A 22788-nucleotide genomic window follows, 5' to 3' on the forward strand; every position below is an offset into this window, starting at 1 on the left:
GACCGTGATCTCCTTGATCAGTTTGGTGAAGACCTTGCCCCGCTTCGCGTCCTGACGACCCTTGCGGTGCTGGATGTTGGCCCATTTCGAATGACCCGCCATAGAATCCCCGATACTTCCGATAAACGATTGGAAATGGGCGGGATTATACAGGCGGGTCGGGCGCGGCGCCCCGCATCCGAGTGCAGCCGTTTGCGCCCTGCGTCTGGTACAGTGGCGGCCTTTTTGTCGATGTCATTCTTCGCGTACCCCGCGGCGCGGTCCCTCCGGCTGCGGGCGTACGTCGCCGATCCGCGATGACGAAACGTTGTCGCTGTACCTCTTGCCGGCGTTTCTTGCGCTTTTCGCTGTTCAGGCGTCCGCGCAAGGACAGACGACTTACGGCGGTTGCGTGGATACGACTGGCGCACTGGTCCGCGCGATTTCCGACGCGACGCTCGCCACCGTCGCCGAGGCGCGGAACGACCGCGGCGTCGCGGAGATCCGTTACAAGCACGAGCCTGTGCGACTTCCGGTGATCGCATGACGCCGTACGCGCCGCTGTGGCCCGGCTCGGCGCGTTCCCGACTCCCCGCGGCTCCGCCCGCAGCGTGCATGCCGGGTGGCGGAGCCGCGGAACCCGAATCCGCTCAAGGAGGACTTTCGACTTGAACCCTGACACCGACCCATCGTCATCTTTCGTACCGGATCGGGTATTCCTGTTCAGCGGGCACCGGATCGACGCGCCCGATCGCCGCACGCCGCGCTTTCCGCCGCGAAGCGAGGCGATTGCCGCCGCGGGCATCGGCGCGGCGCTCGACGCGTGGGGCGCGGGTCCAAGCGACCTCGCGCTGGCCCAGGGCGCCAGCGGGGGCGACCTGCTGTTTCTCGAAGCGTGTCTCGCCCGCGGGTTGCGCCTGCAGATGCTGTTGCCGTTCGCCGAACCCGAGTTCATCCGCTCGTCGATCCTGCCGTCGGCCGACGGCAGGCAATGGTGCGAGCGCTATCACGCGCTGAAGTCGCGGCTCGCGATTCCGCCGCAGGTCATGCCCGCCGATCTCGAACTGCCGGCGGGCTTCCGCATTCCGGAGAAAGCGGGCCCGTATGAACGCTGCAACCTTTGGCTGCTGCATATGGCGATGACGTGGGGCGCGGACAAACTGCACTTCCTGTGTCTGTGGAACGGCGGCGGCGCCGACGGCGCGGGCGGCACCGCTCACATGTACAGCGAGGCGCGGCGGCGCGGTGCACGGGTGACCTGGCTCGACACACGCTCCCTGTGGTGAGACGTCTGCGCACGAGAACGCGCGGCCGGCCCGGTAAAGCGGCAACCAGACACAACCGTTCGCACTGAACCGGTCGATCCGGGTGGCAGGGCTTCGAAAAGCTCGGACCGAACCGGATCCGGTTGCCGCTTTCAGCACCGATGACGGACGGCAACCGCGGAAAACGCGACACAACCCGTCGTCGCGCATCGCGGAAACTTTCCCCGGGAGGGCGAGGCCGCTGCGGGGCCCCGCCGATGTCCCCTCCCTTACTTCGCCTTCGCTTTCGCCGCCGGCTTCTTCGCTGCGCCGACCGTGACCTGGTCACGCAGCTGATTCACCGATTTGTCGCCGATACCAGAGACTTTCGTCAGGTCGTCGACGCTCGCGAACGGTCCGTTCGCCGTGCGGTATTCCACGATCGCCTTGGCACGCGCGGGGCCGATTCCCTTTACTTCTTCGAGTGCGGTCGCGTCGGCGGTGTTGATATCGACCGGGGTCGCGAGCGCTGCCAGCGGGGAAAGGGCAACGGCGAAAACCAGCGAACGAAGCAGTCTGATCACGTTGATGTCTCCGGAGAATGAATGCCATATGGCGCAGGCATTTTCACGACGGCGGCCTGAAAATGTCAATAGCATTTTTGCGAAGGCGTAGCGAGCGGCACGTCCCGGGGGGGCGAAAGCGCTGTCGTCGATCGCGCCCGGCGGAAGATCGGACGAGATGGCCGCTCGGGGGAAGTATTCACGCACCGCCGATTGGATGCCTGAGCTATGCTCGGCGGCATGGAACCGATGCCCCGAGATCCCCCGCTCCGCGCCGCACTGCGTCCGATGGCCGACGGCGTCGGAATACCGAAATACCTCAGCCGGACCTACACCTGGGCCTACCTGAACCCCCGGACCTTGGGCTTGCTTGACCGGCCCGCGGTCGTTTCCGCGATCCTGTGGGGAAACGCGAACCGCCTGATGCGCGACGCCGTCGCCGAGTTTTCCGCGGGGCAGTGCGTACTGCAGGCGGCGTGCGTCTACGGCGCGTTTTCACGGATGCTCGCGGAGCGGGTCGGCGCGTCCGGAGCGCTGGAAATCGTCGACGTCGCCGCATTGCAGATCGCCAACGCGCGGCGAAAGCTCGCCGGGTTGGACCACGTCGTACTGCGTCAGGCGGATCTGTCGCTGCCGGGTTGTCTCCGCGCCGACAGTCATGACGCGGTGTGCTGCTTCTTCCTGCTGCACGAGATGCCGGAGAAGGAACGGCGGCGGGTCGTGGACAATCTGCTCGGCGCGGTCCGGCCGCGCGGAAAAATCGTCTTCGTCGACTACCATCGCCCGCGGCGCTGGCATCCGCTGGCCCCGGTGATGCGGGCGGTATTCCGCTGGCTCGAGCCCTACGCGCCGTCGCTGTTCGAGCGCAACATCGAGTCGCGTTCGCCGCGGGCCGCGGACTTCGAATGGAAAAAGACCACCTGTTTCGGTGGTCTTTATCAAAAACTCGTCGGCGTGCGCCGCGGCTGACGCGCGCCCGACCGACCGCCGCAGCCGGTTTTCCCGGCCGGGCGTGTCATCGGCCAGGGATCACTCGTCGCGATCGCCGCGTTTCGCATTGAAGAGCGCGGCGCGCTGCGCCGGCTGTCGCGAGACGTTCGTGCGCTGTCCGGCGCCCGCATCGGCCTGACGCCCGGCGCCCTGGCCGTTCGTGTCGCGGTTGCGCGGCGCGCGGTTGCCATCGACGTCGGCCCTCGGCGACGCCCCGCGATTGCCGTCGCGGGGAGCGCTCTTGCTGTCGGCGTCGGTGCGGCGCGGCCCGCGATTGCCGTCGACGTCGCCATTGCCGCGCGGGCCGCGGTCCCCGGCCGGCGCGCCGGTTCGCGCCCGTCCGCTCGCCCGCTCCGGCGAGCCGTGGGCGGCTTGGCGTGGCACCGGACGCTCGCCGCGAGGCTGGCGCGCGGCGCCACCGTCGTTCCGCCGCGTCTGCGGGCGCGGCGGGCGCGCATCGGTGTCGGCCTCGGTCGCGAGGGTCGCGAACGCGGGCACCGGTTCGCGTTCGATCGTCCGCTTGATCAGCCGCTCGATCGACGCGAGATGCTGGCGCTCCTCCGAGTCGACGAACGAGATCGCTGCGCCGCTCGATCCGGCACGACCGGTGCGGCCGATGCGGTGCACGTAGTCCTCGGGGACGTTCGGCAGCTCGAAATTCACGACATGCGGCAACTGGTCGATATCGAGCCCGCGCGCGGCGATGTCGGTCGCGACCAGCACCGGCAGCGAGCCGTCCTTGAACTGCGCGAGCGCGCGCGTGCGCGCCGACTGGCTCTTGTTGCCGTGGATCGCGGCCGCCGGGATGCCGTGCTTGGCGAGATACTCGGCGAGCTTGTTCGCGCCGTGCTTCGTGCGGGTGAAGACCAGCACCTGGTGCCAGTCGTTCTGTTTGACGAGATGCACGAGGAGGTCGCGTTTCTGTTTCTGCGCGATCGAATAGACCGACTGCTGCACGAGTTCGGATGCGGTATTGCGTCGCGCGACTTCGACGCAGCCCGGGTTGTGCAGCAGGCCGTTCGCGAGCGCGCGGATCTCGTCGGAGAAGGTCGCGGAGAATAGGAGGTTCTGCCGGTGCTTCGGCAACAGCGCGAGCACCTTGCGGATGTCGCGGATGAAACCCATGTCGAGCATGCGGTCGGCTTCGTCGAGAACGAGAATCTCGACGCCCGACAGGTCGAGCGTCTTCTGCCCGACGTGATCGAGCAGCCGCCCGGGCGTCGCGACGAGGATATCGACGCGCTTTTTCAGCGCCTGGATCTGCGGGTTGATGCCGACGCCGCCGAACATCACCATCGAAGTCAGCGGCAGATGCTTGCCGTAGGTCTGCACCGATTCCTCGACCTGGGCCGCGAGTTCGCGGGTCGGCGTGAGGATCAGGCAGCGCGGGCGGCCCGCCTTCGCGTTCGCCGCGGGGGCGGCGGAAAGGCGGTGCAGGACCGGCAGCGTGAAGCCGGCGGTCTTGCCGGTGCCGGTCTGCGCGGCCGCGAGCAAGTCGCCGCCGGCGAGCACGAGCGGGATCGCCTGCGCCTGGATCGGCGTCGGCGTCGTGTAGCCCGAGTCGGAAATGGCGCGCAGCAGGGGTTCGGCCAGTCCGAGACCGGCGAAAGTGACGTCTGATGTCATCGAGAAAATTGCTCCAGCGACGGCCTGTCGCTCAAGCTGAGTGACACCAATCGAGGCGGGCGGGAAAAGTGGACCGGAACGGTCGTTGGGATGGGGCCGCGGCCGATTGGCTGGGCTCGCGGAAGGCTGCATTGTACGGGCTATCGTGCGCGCGCAGCGAAATTCTTTCGCGGCGGTGAGGAAGATCGCGTCCTTATCACCAAGGTGTAATGTTTCGGAAGCGCCGCGCAGGTATAGTCCCTGTTCGTTTGATGGCTTTACGGACGCCGCTGATGCATCCACTCCGTTCCCGCGTTGCGCGGGCTCGCGGCCGCTTGGCCTTCGTTCTCGGTTTGCGCGCAGTGATCGGACTGTGTGGCTTCGCGCTGCTCGCGCTCGCGCTTGGGGCGGGCGCGATCTGGTCCGCGGCCAGTGCGTGGAGTGCGCTGACCCAGGGGGCGGTGGGGGTCGCGGTGATTTCGGCGGTCGGCTTCCTGCTGTCGGTCGCATTGGCCGTGCGCTGCCTGCTGTGGCTGTCGGCGCCCGCGCCCTGTCCCGGCGGCGTGTGCGTGCCCTACGAAGCCGCCCGACCGCTGCATCGCATGGTCCGGCGCATCGGCAGCCGCCTCGGCAGCGCCGCGGTCGACGCGATCTGGATCGGCGGCGACATGAACGCGGCGATCCTGCAGCGCCCCCGGTGGGGCTGTTTCGGCCCGATGGAAAGCCACCTCATCATCGGCCTGCCGCTCGCGCACAGCGTGTCACGGCGCCAGTTCAGCGCGATTCTCGCGCACGAATTCGCTCACCTCGCGTACCAGCGCCAGGGCGCCGCGGCGTGGTGGAGCCACTTTCGCGCGTGGTGGTTCCGCGTCCTCGACCGGTGCATCGCCGACACGCGGTGGTTCGGCCGAGTGCTCGAGCGCTGGTCGGAGGTCGACCTGCGCGGCGCGCTGCGGCTCGCGCGCCTCGACGAGTTCGAGGCGGACGCGGGGGCCGCGCGCGCGGTCGGTGCCGGGCTGGTCGGCGAAGCCCTGGTCGAAGTGGCGCTGAAGGAGCGCTTTCTGAGCGAGGATTACTGGCGCAAGGTCATGGCACAGAGCCGCCTCCAGCCCCAGCCCTCGATCCGGCCGTACCGCGAGATGGGGCTCGGCGTGATGGCGGGCTTCCGCCGCCCGCTGCCGGGTGCGGTCGACATCCGCGAACTGTTCGACGACGGCGGTTTCACGCCCGATTTCCATCCGTCGCTCGTCGAGCGGCTGGCAGCGCTCCGCGTCGGTCCGTCGGTTTCGCGCGGCGAGCAGGTCACTGCCGCGGACGCCTATCTCGCGCCGCTGCTGCCGGCTCTGTCGCTGGTCTTCGATCGCGCATGGTGGCAGGGGTCCCGCACCGCGTGGCGCCGCGCCTACCAGCTGTCGCGGCTCGTCTGAACCCGCGTCTCGACGTGCGCAGACGTTCCCGGGTTGTCGCGCTGCTCGCTTCGTGCGCCGGCCGGGCGTCGAAGCGGAGCGGACCGCGCGGGCTCATTCGGTCATCGCGGTCTTGAAGCGACGCAGGAGCGGCCGCGCGAGATAGGCGGCGAGCGAGCGCTCGCCGACACGGAGCATCACCGTCGCGAGCATGCCGGGCGCGAGGCGGAGGTCGCCGAGCTTGCCGAGCTCGGACCGCGGCACCGACACGCGCACCGCGTAGTAAGGCTGCCCGGCCTGCGGATCGACGAGCGCATCGGCCGACACGACCGCGACCTCGCCGGTCACCAGCGGTTGTTGCGCGCGATCGGCATAGGCGTCGAGATGCACGTCGGCCGGCAGGCCCACGCGCAGGCGGTCGGCATACTGTGGCGCGACCTTCGCCTCGACGATCAGCTCGTCGTCGTCCGGGACGATGTCGAGGAGGCGGTCGCCCGGCTTCACGACGCCGCCGACGGTGTGGACCGCGAGGTCGACGACGGTGCCCGACACCGGCGCCCGGATCGCGAGGCGGTCGAACGTGTCGCGCTGCGCGGTCAGCCGCTCGCCGAGCGTCGCGACGTCGCGCTGCGTCTCGGCGAGCTGCGTTTCGACTTCGCGGCGGTATTCGACTTCGCGCTGCGCGCCGCGCATGCGGAATTCCGCGAGCCGCGCGTTGATGCCCGAGATGTTCGAAAGATCCTCGCTCTGCTTGCTCTGCACCTCGGCGAGCTGGCGCTCGACTTCGATCACGTGGTTGCGCGACAGGAAGCCGCGCTCTTTCAGCTTCTCGTACGAGTCGAGCTGCTCGCGGAACAGCGCGATCTGCTTCTCGCGCCCCGCCCTGAGCTGCGACAGGCTCGCGAGCTGCGTTTCGAGGCCGAGCGCCGACTCGCGGAGAATCCGCAGCTCGCCGTCGAGCGCACGGCGGCGCGAGCGGAACAGGTCCTCCTGTGCGCGCATCGCGGCCGCGACTTCGGGCTCGGCCGCGGCGGCGGCGAGTTCGGGTGCGAACGCGACCGCGGGGGCGGCGCCGCGCTCGGCCTGCAGGCGGGCGAGCGTCGCGAGCGCCGTGCGGTACTGGCTCAGCGTCGCGTCGAGCGCCGATTTCGACTGTGTTTCGTTCAATACGACGAGCGCATCGCCGACCGTCACCGGCTGCCCGTCGCGCACCAGGATCGCTTCGACGATGCCGCCGTTCGGATGGTCGATGCGCTTGCGGCTCGATTCGACCGAGACGATGCCGGCGGCCGGGATGCCCTCGTCGAGCGGCGCGAGAAACGCCCAGACGAGAAAGCCGCCGAAGCCGACCCCGAGCAGCCACAGCCCGAGCCGGACGACACGCCCGTAGTCGGTGTCCGGCAATGCGACGGCCTCGGCCGCCTGTAGTTCGATGACGTCGGGAAATGTCCCGCTGACATGCGTCTCGCGGTCGTGCTTCGCCGGCGGGAAATCGACGCTCACGCCGCCTCCTCCTTCGCGAGCGGCCTGTTGCGCCCCTCGGCCGCCCGCGCGAGCCCCGGCACGGTCGTCAACACCGCGTCGCGCGGACCGTACGCCTTGATCGCACCGCCCGCGAGGATCATCACCGCGTCGGCGACGTTGAGGATGTTGAGGCGATGTGTCATCACGAACACCGTTCGCGCTTCGCGCTTCATCTGCTGCAGCGCTTCGAGCAGCGCGGCGTCGCCCGCCTCGTCGAGATTCGCGTTCGGCTCGTCGAGCACGACGAGCGCCGGGTCGCCGTACAGCGCGCGGGCGAGCGCGATGCGCTGGCGCTGCCCGCCCGACAGCGCGATGCCGCCCTCGCCGATCGGCGTCTCGTAGCCTTCTGGGAGGCGCAGGATTATGTCATGGACGCCGGCACGCCGCGCCGCCTGCACGACCTTCTCGGAATTGCGTTCGCCGAAACGCGCGATGTTCTCGGCGATCGTGCCCTCGAAGAGCTCGACGTCCTGCGGCAGATAGCCGACCCACGGGCCGAGCTCTTCCTTGTCCCACTTCGTCACGTCGGCGCCGTCGAGCCGGACCGTGCCGCCGAGCGGGGGCCAGACGCCGACGAGGCCGCGCGCGAGGCTCGACTTGCCCGACGCGCTCGCGCCTACGACTGCGATAAGCATGCCGGGCGAGGCGCCGAACGTGACGCCCTTGAGGATCGGCACTCGGCTGCCCGGCGAGGCGAGCACAAGGTTTTCCGCCTGCACGAAACCTTTCGGCCGCGGCAGCGCGGTGCGCTCGACCGGCGACGGATTCGCGTCGAGCAACTCGCTCAGGCGTGCGTATGCGCCCCGCGCCGAGACGGTGCCGCGCCACGTCCCGATGGCCAGATCGACCGGCGCAAGCGCGCGGCCGAGCAGTATCGAGCCCGCGATCATGCCGCCGGCGCTCAGCTGGTTTTCGAGCACCAGCAGCGCGCCGACGCCGAGGATGCCCGACTGCGTCGTCAGGCGGATGAACTTGCTTGCGGCAGTGACGAGCGCGGCGCGTTCGCTCGCGTCGGCCTGAAGATTCAGCACGCGCACCTGCCGGGTGAACCAGCGCCGGCGAAGATTCGGCAGCATGCCCATCGCCTCGATCACTTCGACATTGCGCAGGCTGTTGCTCGCATAGTTGCCGGCCGCCTGCGCGAGCTTGCCCGCTTCGCTCAGCCGGCCCGCGGTGACGCGCTCGTTGAGGTACGCGAGCGCGACGAGCAGCAGCATCGACACCGCCGCGAACACGCCGAGCCACGGGCTGAGCAGGAAGATCACGAAGAGGTAGATCGGCGCCCACGGCGCATCGAAGAACGCGAACAGACCTTTGCCGGTGAGGAACTGGCGAACGTTCGTCAGGTCCGCGAGCGCCTGCGACGGGTTGCCGCTGCGCGACGCGAGATAGCGCCGGAACGACGCGTCGAACACCCGGCTGCCGAGCCGCAGGTCGAGCGCCGAGCTCGCCCGGATCAGGATCCGCGCCCGCACGAGTTCGAGCGCCGCTTCGAGCGTATAGAGGCCGAGCATGATCAGGGTCAGCATCAACAGCGTGGCTTCGTTGCGGCTCGCGAGCACGCGGTCGTAGATCTGCAGCATGTAGACCGCCGGCATCAGCATCAGCAGGTTCGTGACGAAGCTGAAGCTGCCGACGGCGAGGAAGGCGTTCCTGAAGGCGCGAATCGTCCCGCTCAGTTCCCCGCTACCCGCGCTGGAAGTTCCGCTCATGATGCCGCCCGGATTGCGTCTGTAAGCGCATGATCGTACGCGAAAAAAGAGCCCGGGCTGATCGCTCTGTCCGGGCCCCCGCCCGAAAATCGATCGGGCCGTGAATAGGTGCGCGGCCGATCAACCGAACTGGACGTAGCCGCCGGCGACGAGGTCGGCGAGCGACGCGTCGGTGCCGACCAGCGTGATCGAGCCGCCGTCGAAGCTGATGACCGTCTTGCCGTCGGTGAGGGTGTCCGAGGTCAGGAAATTGCCCCAGTAGGCGGCGTCCGTTGCGTTGTCGCTAAGACCGTTGAGCACCAGCTTGTCGGCGCCCTTGGCGGCCCAGTCGAGCACGACGTCGGTGCCTTCGCCTTCGATCGTGGCCTTCGTCGTCGTCTCGTAGTAGGCGTAGCTGTTGTCGCCCGTGAAGTTCGCGGTCGAGTAGATCGGCTTCTTGACCGTGCCGCCATTGACCGTGATATCCACGTCGTAGGTCTCGCCGGCGTCGAGGTCGCCACCATACAGGTTGTCCAGCTCGGCGCGCCACGCGTCGAGCTGCGTGTCGTAGTTGTACCAGGCCTTATAGTCCGCGTTCAGGCTCGGCGCGTCGCCGTCGCGGAAGTAGACGGTCGTCAGTTGCGAGCCGCTCGTGACGGTGAAGTTGAAGGCGAACGTGTCGTCGCCCGAGCCACCGGTCAAGGTGTCGTCCCCGGGGCCGCCGACGAGCGTGTCGTTGCCATTGCCGCCGTCGAGGCTGTCGTTGCCGGCTTCGCCGTAGAGGGCGTCGTTGCCGTTCTCCGCGACCGTCGCGACGACGCCGAGCACGTCATCGCCCGCGCCGCCATACAGCACGTCGTTGCCATTGCCGCCGTTCATCAGGTCGTTGCCGTCGCTGCCGGTCAAGGTTTGTTCGCCGGTGCCGCCGAAATATTCAGCCATTTCCATTTCCCCCCTGGTCGCTTCCGGTGGACGGTCCCTGCCTTCGAGTAGATCGATCGGGCGCCGTCTAGCCGCTCGTTCCATGAAACCGCTTCATCGGCGGCTTCGCCTTTCGCGCCGGCGTGCTGCCCGATCGCGCTGGAATAATGCTAAGCGGCAGCCGGTTTTCCCGGCAGTTAGCCCCGTCACTCCGGATGCGTGACACTTATAATGTCTTGTGCGCCCGGCGTGACAAAGCGCACGGGCACTCAGGGTTTCGGCGGGTGGCGCAGGGCGAGGGCGAAGAGCTGCAGGCGGTTCGCGGCGCCGGTCTTCGAGTAGATCGTCGAGAGGGCGTTGCGCAGCGTGTTTTCGCCGATGCCGAGGACGTCGGCGATCTTCTTGTTCGGCACGCCGTTGTATTCGAGGACGACGGCGACGATCTGGCGCTCCCGCGGGGTCAACGATGCGAACGGGTCGGGCGTCGGGTGGGCCTGGCGGCGCAGCACGTCGACGAGATTGCCGGTGCTCGTGCGATCGAGCCATAGCTCGCCTGCATGGACGCGGTCGATCGCGCGCACGATCGTCTCGGGCCGCTCGTGCTTTCCGAGCACGCCGCGGGCACCCGCGTGCATCGCCTGCCGGCGCATCCCCTCGTCGCGCAGTCCCGTCAGCACGAGAAACCGGATCGGCGTGTCGGCGAATTCCGTGATGAGCTCGGCGCCGCGCTCGCCGTCGAGGTCGAGGTCGAGGAGCGCGACGTCGGGAAGGGTCCGCTGCAGCAGCTCGCGTCCCGCGGCGAGGTCGTGCGCGCTCCCGACCGGCCGCATCCGCGGCATTTCCGTTTCGATCAGGCGTTCGAATCCCCACGTGATGCTCGGATGATCGTCGATGATCGCAACGTCGATGGTCATGTCGTTCATAGCGGAATACGCACGTGCACGATGGTGTCGCCGGTGTCGGCGTGCTCGACCCGCGCGTCGCCCCCGAGGCCCTGCGCGCGGTCGCGGATCGATTTCGGGATGAACGCGGTCTCGCTGCCCGCGCGGCGCTCGTTCGCGAGGGTCAGCCGGATGTCCTCGCCGTCGCGAAAGAGGCGCAGCCTCGCCCGGCGAGACGTCGTGTGCCGGCGGATGTTGCTGAGGCCCTCGCCGATCATCGCGAGCAGATCGGCGGCGAGCCGGTCGCTGACGGGTACGCCGGGCTCGGCGTCGAAGCGGAACTCGATGTCGAAGTGCTCGCGATATTGTTGTGCGAGACGGCCGAGCGACTCGGGGATGAGATCCCCGTCGGCTGCGGTGGCGCGTTGCCCCGCGAGCATCCGGCGCAGCTCGCCGGCGCCCTGGTGGGCGAGTTGCAGCAGGCCGCGCAGATCGTCGGTCGTTTGCGTGGAATTGCCCGGCCGGCGCAGCGCGGCTTCGAGCCCGAGCTGCAGGCCGAGGTAGGGCTGGATCGCGAGATCATGCAAGTCGTGCGCGATGCGCCGGCGTTCGCGTTCCGCGGCGAGCGATGCGAGGCGATCGAGCAGATCGACCTTTTCGACGATGTGCAGCAGGTGCAGCGCGGCGTCTGCGAGGAACGCCAGTTCGGCTTCGTCGAACTGCGGTAGCCGCGCGTCGAGAACGTAGATGCGACCGCGCGTCGCCCTATCGCAGCCGATCGGAACGGTTGCGAACGCGGCGGCGTCGAGCGTGTCGCCGAGCCCGCGGCATCGCTCGCCGAGCGCGTCGGGTGCGCAGCCGACGCACACGAAGGCCGTCGGTGAATGCAGCACGAGCGCGTCGGGCGGTAGCGCGAGCAGGGGAGCCGCGGCTGGGGCGGGAAGCTTTTCGATCGCGGATCGTTTCGCATTGCTGCGCGCGACGACGCAGTCGCCGTCGGCGTCGCGCGCGAGAACGATCAGGCATTCGACGGCGCCGTAGCTGTCGCGGACGCGTTCGGCCGCGTTCAGGAGCGTCCGGTCGACGCCGAAGCGCGGATTCGCGATCGTGTTGATCTGCGCGAGGAGCCCGAGCTTGCGCTGGGCGCGCTTCTGCGCGCCGCCTTCGCGCGCGAGGATGTAGCCGAGGATCAGCAGCGTGATCGGCCGGATCATCGCGCGGTTGAATTCGAAGAGGATGCCGCCGGGCGACGTGGGCAGGCCGACGACAAGAAAGCCGGCGGTCGTCACCCAGGTCATCGTCCAGCCCGCGTCGAACCCGTCACGGAACGACCGGGACACGATCGGCAGCAGCAGGAAGAAGAACAGCAGGCTGCTCGTCCCGCCGGTGACTGCGGTCAGCGCGAGGCACCAGCCGAGGTCGAGCCACGCGGTGCCCGGATGGCGGGGCGCCCCGCGCTGTTCGCGCACGAGCGCCCGGATCGCGAACGCGAGGTACGCGAGCAGCAGCGGCAGCGTCGCCTGCGGCGCGATCGTGAAGTCCGGCGGATCGAGCTGCAGGACGACGATGCCCGTCAATGCCATCAGCACGCGGCAGGCCGCCTCCGGCGGCATGCTCGCGATGCCGGGGCGCGGCGCGGTGCTCCGGGAATTTCTAGTCAACGGTCCCCTCCGAGATGCCGCGCACCGGCGCGCGACGGCGATACGACCGGCCGAGGCGCCGGCGATCGCGTATTCCGTGACCGCCGGCAGCGGTCGAACCTATGGCGCTCGCGCCGCGGCCGAAGCGGGTTGCGGACGAGTGCTCGAGAAAAGGAGGATAGGAGAGGGCGTTCGAATCGCCTGCGTGTTACGTCACGCCAGCGGGCAATGCGCGCCGAGGCGGCCGGCATGCACGGGTGGGAGTTTCGATGCCGGCGGCGCTGCCACCGGCATCGGGCGAGATCCTTACAGCCCCGCGTCGGCCCGCAGCGCGGCAGCCTTGTCGGTCGATTCCCACGTGAATTCCGGCTCGTCGCGGCCGAAGTGGCCGTAGGCGGCGGTCTTGCTGTAGATCGGGCGCAGCAGGTTCAGGTCCTGGATGATCGCCTTCGGCCGCAGGTCGAAATGGGCCTGCACGAGTTCGACGATGCGCTCGTCGCTGATCCGGCCGGTCCCGAACGTATCGACCATCATCGACACCGGGCGCGCGACGCCGATCGCGTACGCGACCTGCACTTCGCAGCGCTCGGCGAGACCGGCCGCGACGATGTTCTTCGCGACCCAGCGCCCGGCATACGCGGCCGAGCGGTCGACCTTCGACGGATCCTTGCCCGAGAACGCGCCGCCGCCATGGTGTGCCGCGCCGCCGTAGGTGTCGACGATGATCTTGCGGCCGGTCAGGCCGCAGTCGCCGTGCGGACCGCCAATGACGAAGCGGCCGGTCGGGTTGATCAGGTAGCGCACTTCGCCCTGGATCAGCTCTTTCGGCAGCACCGGCTTGATGATCTCCTCGACGACCAGCTCCGTGATCTGCGCGTGCGACACGTCCGGGCTGTGCTGCGTCGACACGACGACGGTGTCGATCGCGACCGGCTTGCCATCGGCGTACTTCACCGTGAGCTGGCTCTTTGCGTCGGGGCGCAGCCAGTTGAGCCGGCCGTCCTTCCGCAACTCGGCCTGGCGCTGCATGATGCGGTGCGCGTAGTAGACCGGCAGCGGCATCAGCGACGGCGTCTCGTTGCACGCGTAACCGAACATCAGCCCCTGGTCGCCGGCGCCCTGATCGAGGTCGATGCCTTCGCCTTCGTTGACGCCCTGCGCGATGTCGGAGGACTGGCGGTTGATCGCGGTCAGGATCGCGCACGACTTGTAGTCGAAGCCGATCTCGGAGTTGTCGTAGCCGATGCGGCGGATGACGTCCTGCGCGATTTCCTTGTAGTTCGGGTGGGCGCTGGTCGTGATTTCCCCGGAGATCACGACGAGGCCGGTCGAGACGAGCGTCTCGCACGCGACGCGGGCGTGCGGGTCGTCGGTGAGGATTGCGTCGAGGATGCCGTCGGAGACCTGGTCGGCGACCTTGTCCGGATGGCCTTCGGAAACGGATTCCGAAGTGAAGAGGAACTCCTGGCTCATGCACTGCCCCTGAAAACGGAAAATCCCCAAAGCTGTCCGGCGTGGCCGGCTCCGGGGATTTCGTCGAGCAGGCGACGCTTTAGCAGTACTTGTTTGCCACGACCGGTTAGGTGCGTTCGCGGCGCCGCCCTGCAAGTTGTCGTATTAACTCGGCGGCTGGGCGATAATTATAAGCTTTGTGGCCTGACGGTCAAATTGCGCGGACCCGGTCCGCCGCCGTCAGCGTGGACCGTGATCGTAAATCTCCTTTTCCGTTTTCTCTCCTGGTTGCCGCTTTCGTGGGCGCACGCGCTGGGCACCGCAGCCGGACGGCTCGCGTGGCGATTTTCGCCGTCGTACGCCCGTCGCCTCCGTGACAACCTCGCCTTGGCGGTCGGGCGCGACGACCCGGCGCTGCGCGAGGCCGCGATCGTCGAAGCGGGCAGGCAGGCACTGGAGCTGCCGTTCGTCTGGCTGCGCCCGCAGCCCGAAGTGCTATCGCGGATCGTGCGCGTCGAGGGCGAAGAGCTGATCGCGCGCGCGCGCGCCGAGGGGCGGAGCATCCTGCTGCTGACGCCCCATCTCGGCTGCTTCGAAATGTGCGCGCAGTATTGCTCGACGCATGGGCCGATCACGGTGCTTTATCGTCCGCCGCGCAAGAAGGCGCTGCAGCCGCTGATGGAAGCGGGGCGCGCGCGCGGCGAGATCCGCGTCGCGCCGGCGGACGTGTCGGGCGTGCGCCGGCTCGTGAAGGCGCTACGCAGTGGCGAGATGGTCGGCATGCTGCCCGACCAGGCACCGGGGCAGGGTGAAGGCGTGTGGACGCCGTTTTTCGGGCGCCCTGCCTGGACGATGACGCTCGCGGCGCGACTCTCGGAAGTGAAAGGGGTGAAGGTGATCATGATCTGGACGGAGCGGCTGCCGCGCGGCGCGGGCTACGTGCTGCGGCTGTCCGAGCCGGTCGAGCCGATCGAAGGTTCGCTCGACGAGCGCTGCGCGCTGATCAATCGCGAGATCGAGCGGCTGATCCTCGCATGTCCGTCGCAATACCTGTGGGGATACAACCGCTACAAGCGGCCTGCCGGGGTTCCCCCTCCGCCCGGAGACGCGACATGCTGAGCCGCCTCTCGAGCCACCTCGGGGTCGTGCTGTTCTGGCTGCTGCACTGGCTGCCGCTGCCGGTGCTGGCCGTTCTCGGGCAGATCGTCGGCGAATCGTTCTACCGGTTCGCGTCGAACCGCCGCCGCATCGTCATGGTGAATCTCGGACTGTGCTTTCCCGAACTCGATCTGCCGGCGCGGCGGCGCCTCGCGCGCGCGCACTTTCGCGCCCTCGGTCGCAGCCTCCTGGAACGCGGGCTGCTGTGGTGGGCGAGCGAGGCGCGGCTCAAGCGCCTGATCCGTGTCGAAGGGGCTGAGCGACTGCAGGCGCTGCTCGACGCGGGGCGGCCGGTGATCCTGCTCGCGCCGCATTTCCTCGGGCTCGACATGGGCGGCTCGCGCGTCGCGATGGAATTCGACAGCGTGAGCATCTACGCGCGGCAAAAGAACCGCGTCTTCGACCGCTGGCTGTTCCGCGGGCGCAGCCGCTTCGGCGATCAATTGCTGCTGTCGCGCCAGGACGGGGTGCGCGGGACGGTCAAGGCGATGAAGGCCGGCCGGCCTTTCTATTACCTGCCGGACATGGACTACGGCCGCAAGGACGCGATCTTCGTGCCGTTCTTCGGCGTGCCGGCGGCGACGATCACCGGCCTGTCGCGGCTCGGCCGGCTCGCCGGCGCCGCGATCGTGCCGTGCGTGACGCGGATGCTGCCGGGCGGCCGGGGCTACGTCGCCGAGTTCGGCGAGCCGTGGCCCGATTTTCCGACGCGCGATGCCGACGCGGATACCGCGCGGATGAACCGCTGGATCGAGTCGGTCGTGCGCACGATGCCGGAGCAGTATTACTGGGTCCATCGCCGCTTCAAGACGCGCCCGCCCGGCGAGCCGCGGCCGTATTGACGCATTGCGGCAATCGCTGCTGGACGCGCCGGGGACGCTGCGCGAGAATCCGCTCACTCGCCTCCGCTCCCGGTCATTTCCCATGCGCCTGCGCTTCACCAAGATGCACGGACTCGGCAACGATTTCGTCGTCATCGACGCGGTCCGTCAGCCGGTCGAACTCACGCCCGAGCAGGTCCGCTTCCTCGCGGACCGCAACTTCGGGGTCGGCTGCGACCAGTTGCTGGTCGTCGAGCGGCCGTCCCGCCCGGACGTCGATTTCCGCTACCGCATCTTCAACGCGGACGGTGGCGAGGTCGAGCAATGCGGCAACGGCGCCCGGTGCTTCGTGCGCTTCGTGCACGAGCAGGGGCTGACCGCGAAGCGCGAAATCCGCGTCGAGACGCGCTCGGGCGTCATCACGCCGCGCCTCGAAGACGACGGGATGGTCACGGTCGACATGGCGGTGCCGGTGCTGGAGCCGGCGCGCGTGCCCTTCGTGTCGGACTCGGACGCGGTCGTGCAGCCGCTCGACGTCGCGGGCGCAGCGCTCGCGATCACCTCGGTGTCGATGGGCAACCCGCACGCGGTGCAAGTCGTTGCCGACGTCGAGGCCGCGCCGGTCGAAACGCAGGGGCCGCTGATCGAGCACCATCCGCGCTTTCCGGCGCGCGTCAATGCGGGGTTCATGCAGATCGTCGACGCGCACCGCATCCGCTTGCGGGTGTTCGAGCGCGGTGCCGGCGAGACGCTCGCGTGCGGGACGGGCGCGTGCGCCGCCGTCGTCGCCGGAATCCTGCGCGAATTGCTGACCTCGCCGGTGCGGGTCGAGACGCGCGGCGGCGAACTCGAAATCACGTGGGCGGGCCGCGGACAGCCCGTCCTGATGACCGGTCCCGCGGTGACCGTTTTCGACGGCGAGATCGAACTCTGATCCGACTCCGGCCGGGCGCGGGCGCGTGCCCGTCACCGGCCGGCAACCGAACACGACGGGTGCTTCCGGCCCGATGGAGCTGTTTGCGATGAATGCCACTGACGTAGCGCGCTATCTGAAGGATCACCCCGATTTCCTGGTCGATCACGGCGACCTGTTCACGCAACTCACGGTGCCGCATCCGCACGGCGGGCAGGCGATCTCGCTCGCGGAGCGGCAACTGCACGCCCTGCGGGACAAGATCCGCCTGCTCGAAGGCAAGCTCGCCGAGCTGATCCGGTTCGGCGAGGAAAACGACGAGATCGGCGAGAAAGTCCATCGTCTCACGCTCGGCCTCCTCGAAGCCGAAGACTACGAGGGCCTGCGTTTCGCGCTGTTCGAGAACATGCGCGACGACTTCGCGGTGCCGAACGTCGCGTTGCGCGTCTGGAACAGCGTGCTGACGCGCGACGGCGAGGACTTCGCGGCGGTGAGCGAGGAAGTCCGGTTCTTTGCCGGCGACCTGCGCCATCCGTACTGCGGCGTGCCGGCGAACCTCGAAATCGTCGCCTGGTTCGGTGACTTCGCGCCGCACGTGCGCTCGGTCGCGCTCGTGCCGCTGCGCCGCGAAGCTCAGGTGTTCGGCCTGCTTGCGCTCGGCAGCGAGGAGTCCGAGCGTTTCTACCCTGAGATGGGCACGCTCTATCTGTCGCGCATCGGCGATCTCGTCGCATCCGCGCTGCGCCGGCAACTCGGCTGACCGTGAGGGCGTCCGACGCGGGCGAGGCGCCGGAATGGCTCGACGCCTACCTCGACTATCTCGGAACCCAGCGCCGCGCGGCGCCGCTGACGCTCGAACATTACCGGCGCGACCTCGTGCGGCTGCATCGGCTCGCCGACGGACGCGTTCCGGCCGAACTCGGTGTCCATGACATCCGCCGCTTCGTCGCCCGGCTGCACGCCCAGGGGCTCGAAGGCCGTTCCATCGCGCGCGCGCTGTCGGCGTGGCGCGGTCTCTTCCGCTGGCTGATCCGGCAGCGCGGGCTGATCCGCGTGAATCCCGCCGAAGGCGTGCGTGCGCCGAAGTCGCCGCAACATCTGCCGAAGGTGCTGTCGCCGGACCAGGCCAAGGCGCTGCTCGACGCCGAGCCGGACGACCGGCTCGAAGTCCGCGACCGCGCGATGTTCGAACTCTTCTATTCGTCGGGCCTGCGGCTGGCGGAACTCGCCGGGCTCGATGTCGGCGAAGGGCTCGACCTCGTCGAGGGCCTCGTCACGGTCCGCGGCAAGCGCGGCAAGACGCGCGCCGTTCCGGTCGGCACCCACGCGGTGCAGGCGCTGCATGCGTGGCTTGCGCAACGCGGCGCCCCCATACCGGGCAGCGGCGACGGTCGCGCGCTCTTCATCACGCGTAGCGGCGGGCGGATGAGCCCGAGCGCGATCCGCTCGCGGCTTGCGCGCTGGGCGAAAGTCCACGGTTTCGGCGTGCACGTCCACCCGCACATGTTGCGACACAGCTTCGCCAGCCATCTGCTGCAGTCGAGCGGCGACTTGCGCGCGGTCCAGGAACTCCTCGGTCACGCCAGCATCCGCAGCACCCAGATCTACACTCATCTCGATTTCCAGCACCTCGCAAAGGTGTACGACGCGGCGCACCCGCGCGCGAAAAAGGGCTGAATCGCGGCCGGCCCTGCCGTATGGCGAGGCATCCGAAACGCGCGGCGGCACGAAAACGCGTCCCTCCGTGACGCAATGCCCAGTTCGGGCATCGTAGATCCCGAGCCCGTACGGCGCTTCGGCTATGCTCGACGCAACAAATACTTTAGAGAGTCTGCCTTAGATCCGGTGTGACGGATCGTGGGTGAAAGGCAGTTATGCCAACCATTCCTGAACCCAAAGAAGCAGGGGCCGCTGCCGTCCCGGCCGAGAAGAACGGATCCGCCCCCGCGCGCAATTCGACACTGCGAACCGCGGCCATGCTGCTCGCACGGTATCAAATCCGGAATTTGCGACGGGTTTTCGAGGAGTTCGAGCGCGACATCCTGCTGCCGATCCTGCTCGGCGAAATCGCGCTTCACAACATCGGCGCGTTCGAGCATCGCAACCCGGGATTGCCGAATCACGATGCTCCCGCGGGCGGGGCGGAAGCGCTCGAAGGACTGGGACATGTCCCGCCGATGCGGCCGTGCAATGCGTATTCGATTTCCGCTGCGACCGGCCTGCCGCGCGAGACGGTCCGGCGCAAGATCGGCCGGCTCGTCGAACTCGGCTGGATTCACAAAGAGGACAACGGTCACCTCTATCTGACCGAGCGCGCCTTCGCCCATTTCGGCACCCTGATGAATTCGCGCGACCTGCCGGAATTTCTCGAAACCGCCGATCGCGTCCGTCGCGTCCTCAACGACTGAGCGGGCTGGCCGGACGGGCCCCGGTCGGGTGCGTGCGCAAACTCCCGCCCTCCACCGAGTGACGAGATGCGCGGGGACGGCTGCGGCTGGCCGGCCCGATGCGCGCCGAGGGAATTTACACGGCTGGTGACCCCGGCCGCCGCGCTTTAAACTCTCGCGCCTGTCCTTCCCGCCACGGTTCACGATCCAATGTCCCAGCTCGTCCTGAATCCCGGCAAGGAGCGCTCGCTCCTGCGCCGTCACCCGTGGGTTTTCGCCGGATCGGTCGCCCGCCTCGAAGGGCGGGCGCGGCCCGGGGATACCGTGGACGTCGTCACCGACGATGGGCGCCCGCTCGGCCGCGCCGCGTGGTCGCCCGAATCGCAGATCCGCGCGCGGATGTGGTCCTTTGCGCCCGACGCCGTCATCGATCACGCGTTCTTCAAGCGCCGCGTCGCCGAATCGGTCGCCCGTCGCGCGACGCATCCGCTGCTCGCGGCCGAGAGCGGATTGCGCCTGATCCACGGCGAATCCGACGGGCTGCCGGGCGTCATCGCCGACCGCTTCGACGACGTCGTCGTCGTGCAACTGACGAGCGCGGGCGCGGAGAAATGGCGCGATGCGATCGTCGCCGGCCTCGTGCAGGCGACCGGCTGCCGTGCAGTGTACGAGCGCTCGGATTCGGACGTGCGCGGCATGGAAGGGCTCGGGCCGAAAACCGGCTGCGTATTTGGCGACCTGCCGGAAGAAGCCCTGACGATCGTCGAGAACGGCGTGCGCATGGAGGTCGACGTCGTCGCCGGGCACAAGACGGGCTTCTATCTTGACCAGCGCGACAATCGACGCCTGACCGGCCTCCTCGCAGGTGGGCGCAGCGTGCTGAACTGCTTTTGCTATACCGGCGGTTTCTCGTTGCAAGCGCTCGCGGGCGGCGCGGCTTCGGTGCTGTCGATCGACTCCTCGGGGCCTGCGCTCGACGGTGCACGCCGCAACTTGGCGATGAATCCGCAACTCGATGCCGCGCGCGCGGAATGGTTGCAGGCGGATGTGTTCGACGCGCTGCGAGCGCTGCGCAACGACGGCCGCCGCTTCGACCTCATCGTGCTCGATCCGCCGAAGTTCGCGCCATCCGCCGCCCATGCCGAGCGCGCGTCGCGCGCTTACAAGGACATCAATCTCTTCGGATTCCGCCTGCTGAACCCGGGCGGAATCCTGATGACGTACTCCTGCTCGGGCGGCATCGGGCTGGAGCTCTTCCAGAAGATCGTCGCGGGGGCGGGGAGCGACGCCGGCGTCGACGCGCGCATCCTGCACCGGCTGTCCGCCGCCGCCGATCATCCCGTCGGGCTCGCGGTGCCGGAAGGCGAATACCTGAAGGGGCTCGCGGTGCAGATCGGCCATTAAAGCCCCGCGAACTCGCGGCTTTCAGCGGTGCGGCGTCGGTGTGCCGGAAGGCGGGCGCCAGTCCGGGTTCGGGCCGCGCTCCCCGGTCGTGAACGCGGCGCTGACGAGGCCGAGCGCGACGACGATCAGCAGGAAATAGCGCAGCTGCCATCGCCGCGTCGCGGGCCGGGACGGCGAGCGCGCCGCCTGGCGCGCCGCCATCACGCCGACCGCGCCGATGACGAGCAGGCCCGCGCCGAGCAGCTGTGACGATGTCCCGCCGAGCGCTACGCCCTGCGACGGATCGAAACGATCCGGCCAGAAGAACACCGGTCCCTGCAGCAGATAGAGGCCGCCCACGGTGCACAGCACGATCGTCAGCGCGAGAAAGGTGCGCACGCCGCCGATCAGGACGCGGAGAACAGGTCGCCGTCGTCGCCGCGCCGCGCCGGATGCGCAAGGCCGAAATGCTGCCAGATCGACGCGGTCGCGACACGTCCGCGCGGCGTGCGCTGCAGGTAGCCCTGCTGGATCAGGTAGGGTTCGAGCACGTCCTCGATCGTGTCGGAGGATTCGCCGATCGCGGCCGCGAGGTTGTCGAGCCCGACCGGGCCGCCGGCGAACTTCTCGAGCATCGCGCTGAGCAGTTTACGGTCCATCAGGTCGAGGCCGAGGTGGTCGACGTCGAGCATCAGGAGCGCCGCGTCGGCGACTTTCGCCGTGATGTCGCCATCGGCCTTGACCTGCGCGTAGTCGCGTACCCGGCGCAGCAGCCGATTCGCGATCCGCGGCGTGCCGCGGGCGCGACGGGCGATTTCGAATGCGCCGCCGTCGTCGATCGCGACGTCGAGCAGCCGCGCCGAGCGGCTGACGATGAACGCGAGTTCCTCCGGCGTATAGAACTCAAGCCGCGCGACGATGCCGAAGCGGTCGCGCAGCGGATTCGTCAGCATTCCCGCACGCGTCGTTGCGCCGACCAGCGTGAAGGGCGGCAGGTCGAGCTTCACCGAGCGTGCCGCCGGGCCTTCGCCGATCATGATGTCGATCTGGAAATCCTCGAGTGCGGGATAGAGGATCTCCTCGACGACCGGCGACAGGCGGTGGATCTCGTCGATGAACAGCACGTCGTGCGGCTCGAGGTTCGTCAAGAGCGCCGCGAGGTCGCCGGCGCGCTCCAGCACCGGACCGCTCGTCTGCCGGAGGTTCACCCCCATCTCGGCGGCGACGATGTGCGCGAGCGTCGTCTTGCCGAGCCCGGGCGGACCGAACAGCAGCACGTGGTCGAGCGCCTCGGCGCGCTGCCGCGCGGCCTGGATGAAGATTTCGAGCTGCTCGCGGATCTTCGTCTGGCCAACGTATTCGGCGAGCCGCTTCGGCCGCAGCGCGCGCTCGACCGCGTCCTCCTGCCGGTCGGCGGGCTGCGCGGAGATCAGGCGGGACGCCTGGAGCTTGTCGGTTTCGATCATCGCGGGAGTGTACCGTGCCGCAGCGTCGCAGCGGGTTTCGTCAGGCTTTCGACAGCAGCCGCAGCGCCTGGCGGATGCCGTCGGAGACGCCGGCGTCCTCCGGCACCGCCTTCATCGCCGACAGGGCTTCCTTCTCGTTGTAGCCGAGCGCGAGCAGTGCATTGAGGATGTCGCTGCGATCGTCGGACGGTCGCGCGGCGACGCCGGGCGCGGCAGCGCTCGCGAGGCTCGGCAGCGCCTTGCCGAGCTTGTCGCGCAGTTCGAGCAACAGGCGCTCCGCGGTCTTCTTGCCGATGCCCGGGATCTTCACGAGGCGGCCGGCTTCCTGCAGCGCGACGGCTTGCGCGAGGTCGGTGACGGACAGGCCGGACAGCACCGCGAGCGCGGTGCGCGCGCCGATTCCCGAGACTTTCAACAGCTGACGGAACGCCGCGCGCTCGTCGGCCGTCGCGAAGCCGTACAGGAAATGGCCGTCCTCTCGGATCGCGAGATGCGTGAACAGCGACACGGCCTGGCCGGTCGCGGGCAGGCCGTAGTAGCTGCTCATCGGCACATCGACCTCGTAGCCGACGCCGTGCGCGTCGACGACGATCTGCGGCGGGTTCTTTTCGAGCAGGATGCCGGTGATTCGTCCGATCATGCGGTTCTTCCAGGGGATGAAAACGGGGTCACGGATGCGGAGGGGCTATCGGGATACACGGTTTGCTGTTCGCGTATTCCGGACTCCGATCGCGCGTCGAGCGGGGCCGGGCGCAACCGGGCCG

22 protein-coding genes and 1 pseudogene are annotated in these 22788 nt (G+C 68.6%); 11 read left to right on the plus strand and 12 right to left on the minus strand.

The window, feature by feature from the left end; genetic code table 11:
• A pseudogene (locus tag V6M37_RS18135) lies at nucleotides 1–102 on the minus strand (YebC/PmpR family DNA-binding transcriptional regulator); the annotation flags it as partial.
• 289 nt (nucleotides 103–391) lie between these two features.
• On the opposite strand from V6M37_RS18135, the gene V6M37_RS18140 reads away from it, so the two are divergent.
• Both V6M37_RS18140 and V6M37_RS18145 read left to right on the plus strand, forming a co-directional pair.
• Nucleotides 392–526 carry a hypothetical protein gene (locus tag V6M37_RS18140; protein ID WP_332675677.1) on the plus strand — a complete coding sequence of 45 codons (135 nt, stop codon included), beginning with the start codon at nucleotides 392–394 and terminating at the stop codon, nucleotides 524–526.
• A gap of 121 nt (nucleotides 527–647) precedes the next feature.
• Nucleotides 648–1265 (plus strand): hypothetical protein, encoded by a 618-nt coding sequence (locus tag V6M37_RS18145; protein ID WP_332675678.1) that lies wholly within the window; start codon nucleotides 648–650, stop codon nucleotides 1263–1265.
• Nucleotides 1266–1513: 248 nt separating this feature from the next.
• Here the strand turns inward: V6M37_RS18145 and V6M37_RS18150 are convergent, their stop codons facing one another.
• On the minus strand, nucleotides 1514–1993 hold the full coding sequence (locus V6M37_RS18150; RefSeq protein WP_332675679.1) for a ComEA family DNA-binding protein: 480 nt from the start codon (nucleotides 1991–1993) through the stop codon (nucleotides 1514–1516).
• A gap of 42 nt (nucleotides 1994–2035) precedes the next feature.
• Here V6M37_RS18150 and rquA point away from each other — a divergent pair, with 42 nt between their 5' ends.
• Nucleotides 2036–2755: a rhodoquinone biosynthesis methyltransferase RquA gene (gene rquA, locus V6M37_RS18155; RefSeq protein WP_332675680.1), complete on the plus strand. Its 720-nt coding sequence runs from the start codon at nucleotides 2036–2038 to the stop codon at nucleotides 2753–2755.
• 60 nt (nucleotides 2756–2815) lie between these two features.
• Here rquA and V6M37_RS18160 read toward each other — a convergent pair whose 3' ends face one another.
• Nucleotides 2816–4402, minus strand: a complete 1587-nt coding sequence (locus V6M37_RS18160) for a DEAD/DEAH box helicase (RefSeq protein WP_332675681.1) — start codon at nucleotides 4400–4402, stop codon at nucleotides 2816–2818.
• 341 nt (nucleotides 4403–4743) lie between these two features.
• Between V6M37_RS18160 and V6M37_RS18165 the strand changes: the two genes are divergently transcribed.
• Nucleotides 4744–5808, plus strand: a complete 1065-nt coding sequence (locus tag V6M37_RS18165; protein ID WP_332675682.1) for a M48 family metalloprotease — start codon at nucleotides 4744–4746, stop codon at nucleotides 5806–5808.
• A gap of 93 nt (nucleotides 5809–5901) precedes the next feature.
• Here the strand turns inward: V6M37_RS18165 and V6M37_RS18170 are convergent, their stop codons facing one another.
• From V6M37_RS18170 to metK, 6 genes are all read right to left on the minus strand, one after another.
• Nucleotides 5902–7290 (minus strand): HlyD family type I secretion periplasmic adaptor subunit, encoded by a 1389-nt coding sequence (locus V6M37_RS18170; protein ID WP_332675683.1) that lies wholly within the window; start codon nucleotides 7288–7290, stop codon nucleotides 5902–5904.
• Nucleotides 7287–9023 (minus strand): type I secretion system permease/ATPase, encoded by a 1737-nt coding sequence (locus V6M37_RS18175; protein ID WP_332675684.1) that lies wholly within the window; start codon nucleotides 9021–9023, stop codon nucleotides 7287–7289. Before V6M37_RS18175 ends, V6M37_RS18170 begins: the two co-directional genes overlap by 4 nt.
• A 120-nt stretch (nucleotides 9024–9143) precedes the next feature.
• Nucleotides 9144–9944, minus strand: a complete 801-nt coding sequence (locus V6M37_RS18180) for a calcium-binding protein (protein ID WP_332675685.1) — start codon at nucleotides 9942–9944, stop codon at nucleotides 9144–9146.
• 248 nt (nucleotides 9945–10192) lie between these two features.
• Nucleotides 10193–10837: a response regulator transcription factor gene (locus V6M37_RS18185; RefSeq protein WP_332675686.1), complete on the minus strand. Its 645-nt coding sequence runs from the start codon at nucleotides 10835–10837 to the stop codon at nucleotides 10193–10195.
• Nucleotides 10838–10842: 5 nt separating this feature from the next.
• On the minus strand, nucleotides 10843–12465 hold the full coding sequence (locus V6M37_RS18190) for a sensor histidine kinase (RefSeq protein ID WP_332675687.1): 1623 nt from the start codon (nucleotides 12463–12465) through the stop codon (nucleotides 10843–10845).
• Between the two features lie 285 nt (nucleotides 12466–12750).
• The gene (gene metK, locus V6M37_RS18195) at nucleotides 12751–13917 is read right to left on the minus strand and encodes a methionine adenosyltransferase (RefSeq protein WP_332675688.1); all 1167 of its coding nucleotides are present in this window, start codon (nucleotides 13915–13917) and stop codon (nucleotides 12751–12753) included.
• A 231-nt stretch (nucleotides 13918–14148) separates the two neighbouring features.
• Between metK and V6M37_RS18200 the strand changes: the two genes are divergently transcribed.
• From V6M37_RS18200 to V6M37_RS18230, 7 genes are all read left to right on the plus strand, one after another.
• Complete coding sequence (locus V6M37_RS18200) at nucleotides 14149–15015, plus strand: lysophospholipid acyltransferase family protein (RefSeq protein ID WP_332675689.1); 867 nt, start codon at nucleotides 14149–14151, stop codon at nucleotides 15013–15015.
• Nucleotides 15009–15896 carry a lysophospholipid acyltransferase family protein gene (locus V6M37_RS18205; RefSeq protein ID WP_332675690.1) on the plus strand — a complete coding sequence of 296 codons (888 nt, stop codon included), beginning with the start codon at nucleotides 15009–15011 and terminating at the stop codon, nucleotides 15894–15896. The genes V6M37_RS18200 and V6M37_RS18205 overlap by 7 nt, the downstream gene beginning before the upstream one ends.
• 82 nt (nucleotides 15897–15978) lie before the next feature.
• On the plus strand, nucleotides 15979–16809 hold the full coding sequence (gene dapF / locus V6M37_RS18210) for a diaminopimelate epimerase (protein WP_332675691.1): 831 nt from the start codon (nucleotides 15979–15981) through the stop codon (nucleotides 16807–16809).
• A gap of 88 nt (nucleotides 16810–16897) precedes the next feature.
• Nucleotides 16898–17548 carry a DUF484 family protein gene (locus tag V6M37_RS18215; protein ID WP_332675692.1) on the plus strand — a complete coding sequence of 217 codons (651 nt, stop codon included), beginning with the start codon at nucleotides 16898–16900 and terminating at the stop codon, nucleotides 17546–17548.
• 2 nt (nucleotides 17549–17550) lie between these two features.
• Nucleotides 17551–18465: a tyrosine recombinase XerC gene (gene xerC / locus V6M37_RS18220; protein WP_332675693.1), complete on the plus strand. Its 915-nt coding sequence runs from the start codon at nucleotides 17551–17553 to the stop codon at nucleotides 18463–18465.
• Between the two features lie 299 nt (nucleotides 18466–18764).
• Nucleotides 18765–19196 carry a hypothetical protein gene (locus tag V6M37_RS18225; protein ID WP_332675694.1) on the plus strand — a complete coding sequence of 144 codons (432 nt, stop codon included), beginning with the start codon at nucleotides 18765–18767 and terminating at the stop codon, nucleotides 19194–19196.
• A gap of 189 nt (nucleotides 19197–19385) precedes the next feature.
• Nucleotides 19386–20579, plus strand: a complete 1194-nt coding sequence (locus V6M37_RS18230) for a class I SAM-dependent rRNA methyltransferase (RefSeq protein WP_332675695.1) — start codon at nucleotides 19386–19388, stop codon at nucleotides 20577–20579.
• 21 nt (nucleotides 20580–20600) lie between these two features.
• On the opposite strand, the gene V6M37_RS18235 is transcribed toward V6M37_RS18230, so the two are convergent.
• Genes V6M37_RS18235 through ruvA form a run of 3 tightly spaced genes read right to left on the minus strand, consistent with a single transcriptional unit; the run spans nucleotide 20601 to nucleotide 22664 of the window.
• Complete coding sequence (locus V6M37_RS18235; RefSeq protein WP_332675696.1) at nucleotides 20601–20957, minus strand: hypothetical protein; 357 nt, start codon at nucleotides 20955–20957, stop codon at nucleotides 20601–20603.
• 8 nt (nucleotides 20958–20965) lie between these two features.
• Nucleotides 20966–22024 (minus strand): Holliday junction branch migration DNA helicase RuvB, encoded by a 1059-nt coding sequence (ruvB, locus tag V6M37_RS18240; RefSeq protein WP_332675697.1) that lies wholly within the window; start codon nucleotides 22022–22024, stop codon nucleotides 20966–20968.
• Nucleotides 22025–22064: 40 nt separating this feature from the next.
• Nucleotides 22065–22664 carry a Holliday junction branch migration protein RuvA gene (gene ruvA, locus V6M37_RS18245; RefSeq protein ID WP_332675698.1) on the minus strand — a complete coding sequence of 200 codons (600 nt, stop codon included), beginning with the start codon at nucleotides 22662–22664 and terminating at the stop codon, nucleotides 22065–22067.
• Nucleotides 22665–22788 lie beyond the last annotated feature (124 nt).

Origin of the sequence: Aromatoleum sp. (assembly GCF_036675785.1) — a bacterium.
Lineage (GTDB): Bacteria > Pseudomonadota > Gammaproteobacteria > Burkholderiales > Rhodocyclaceae > Aromatoleum.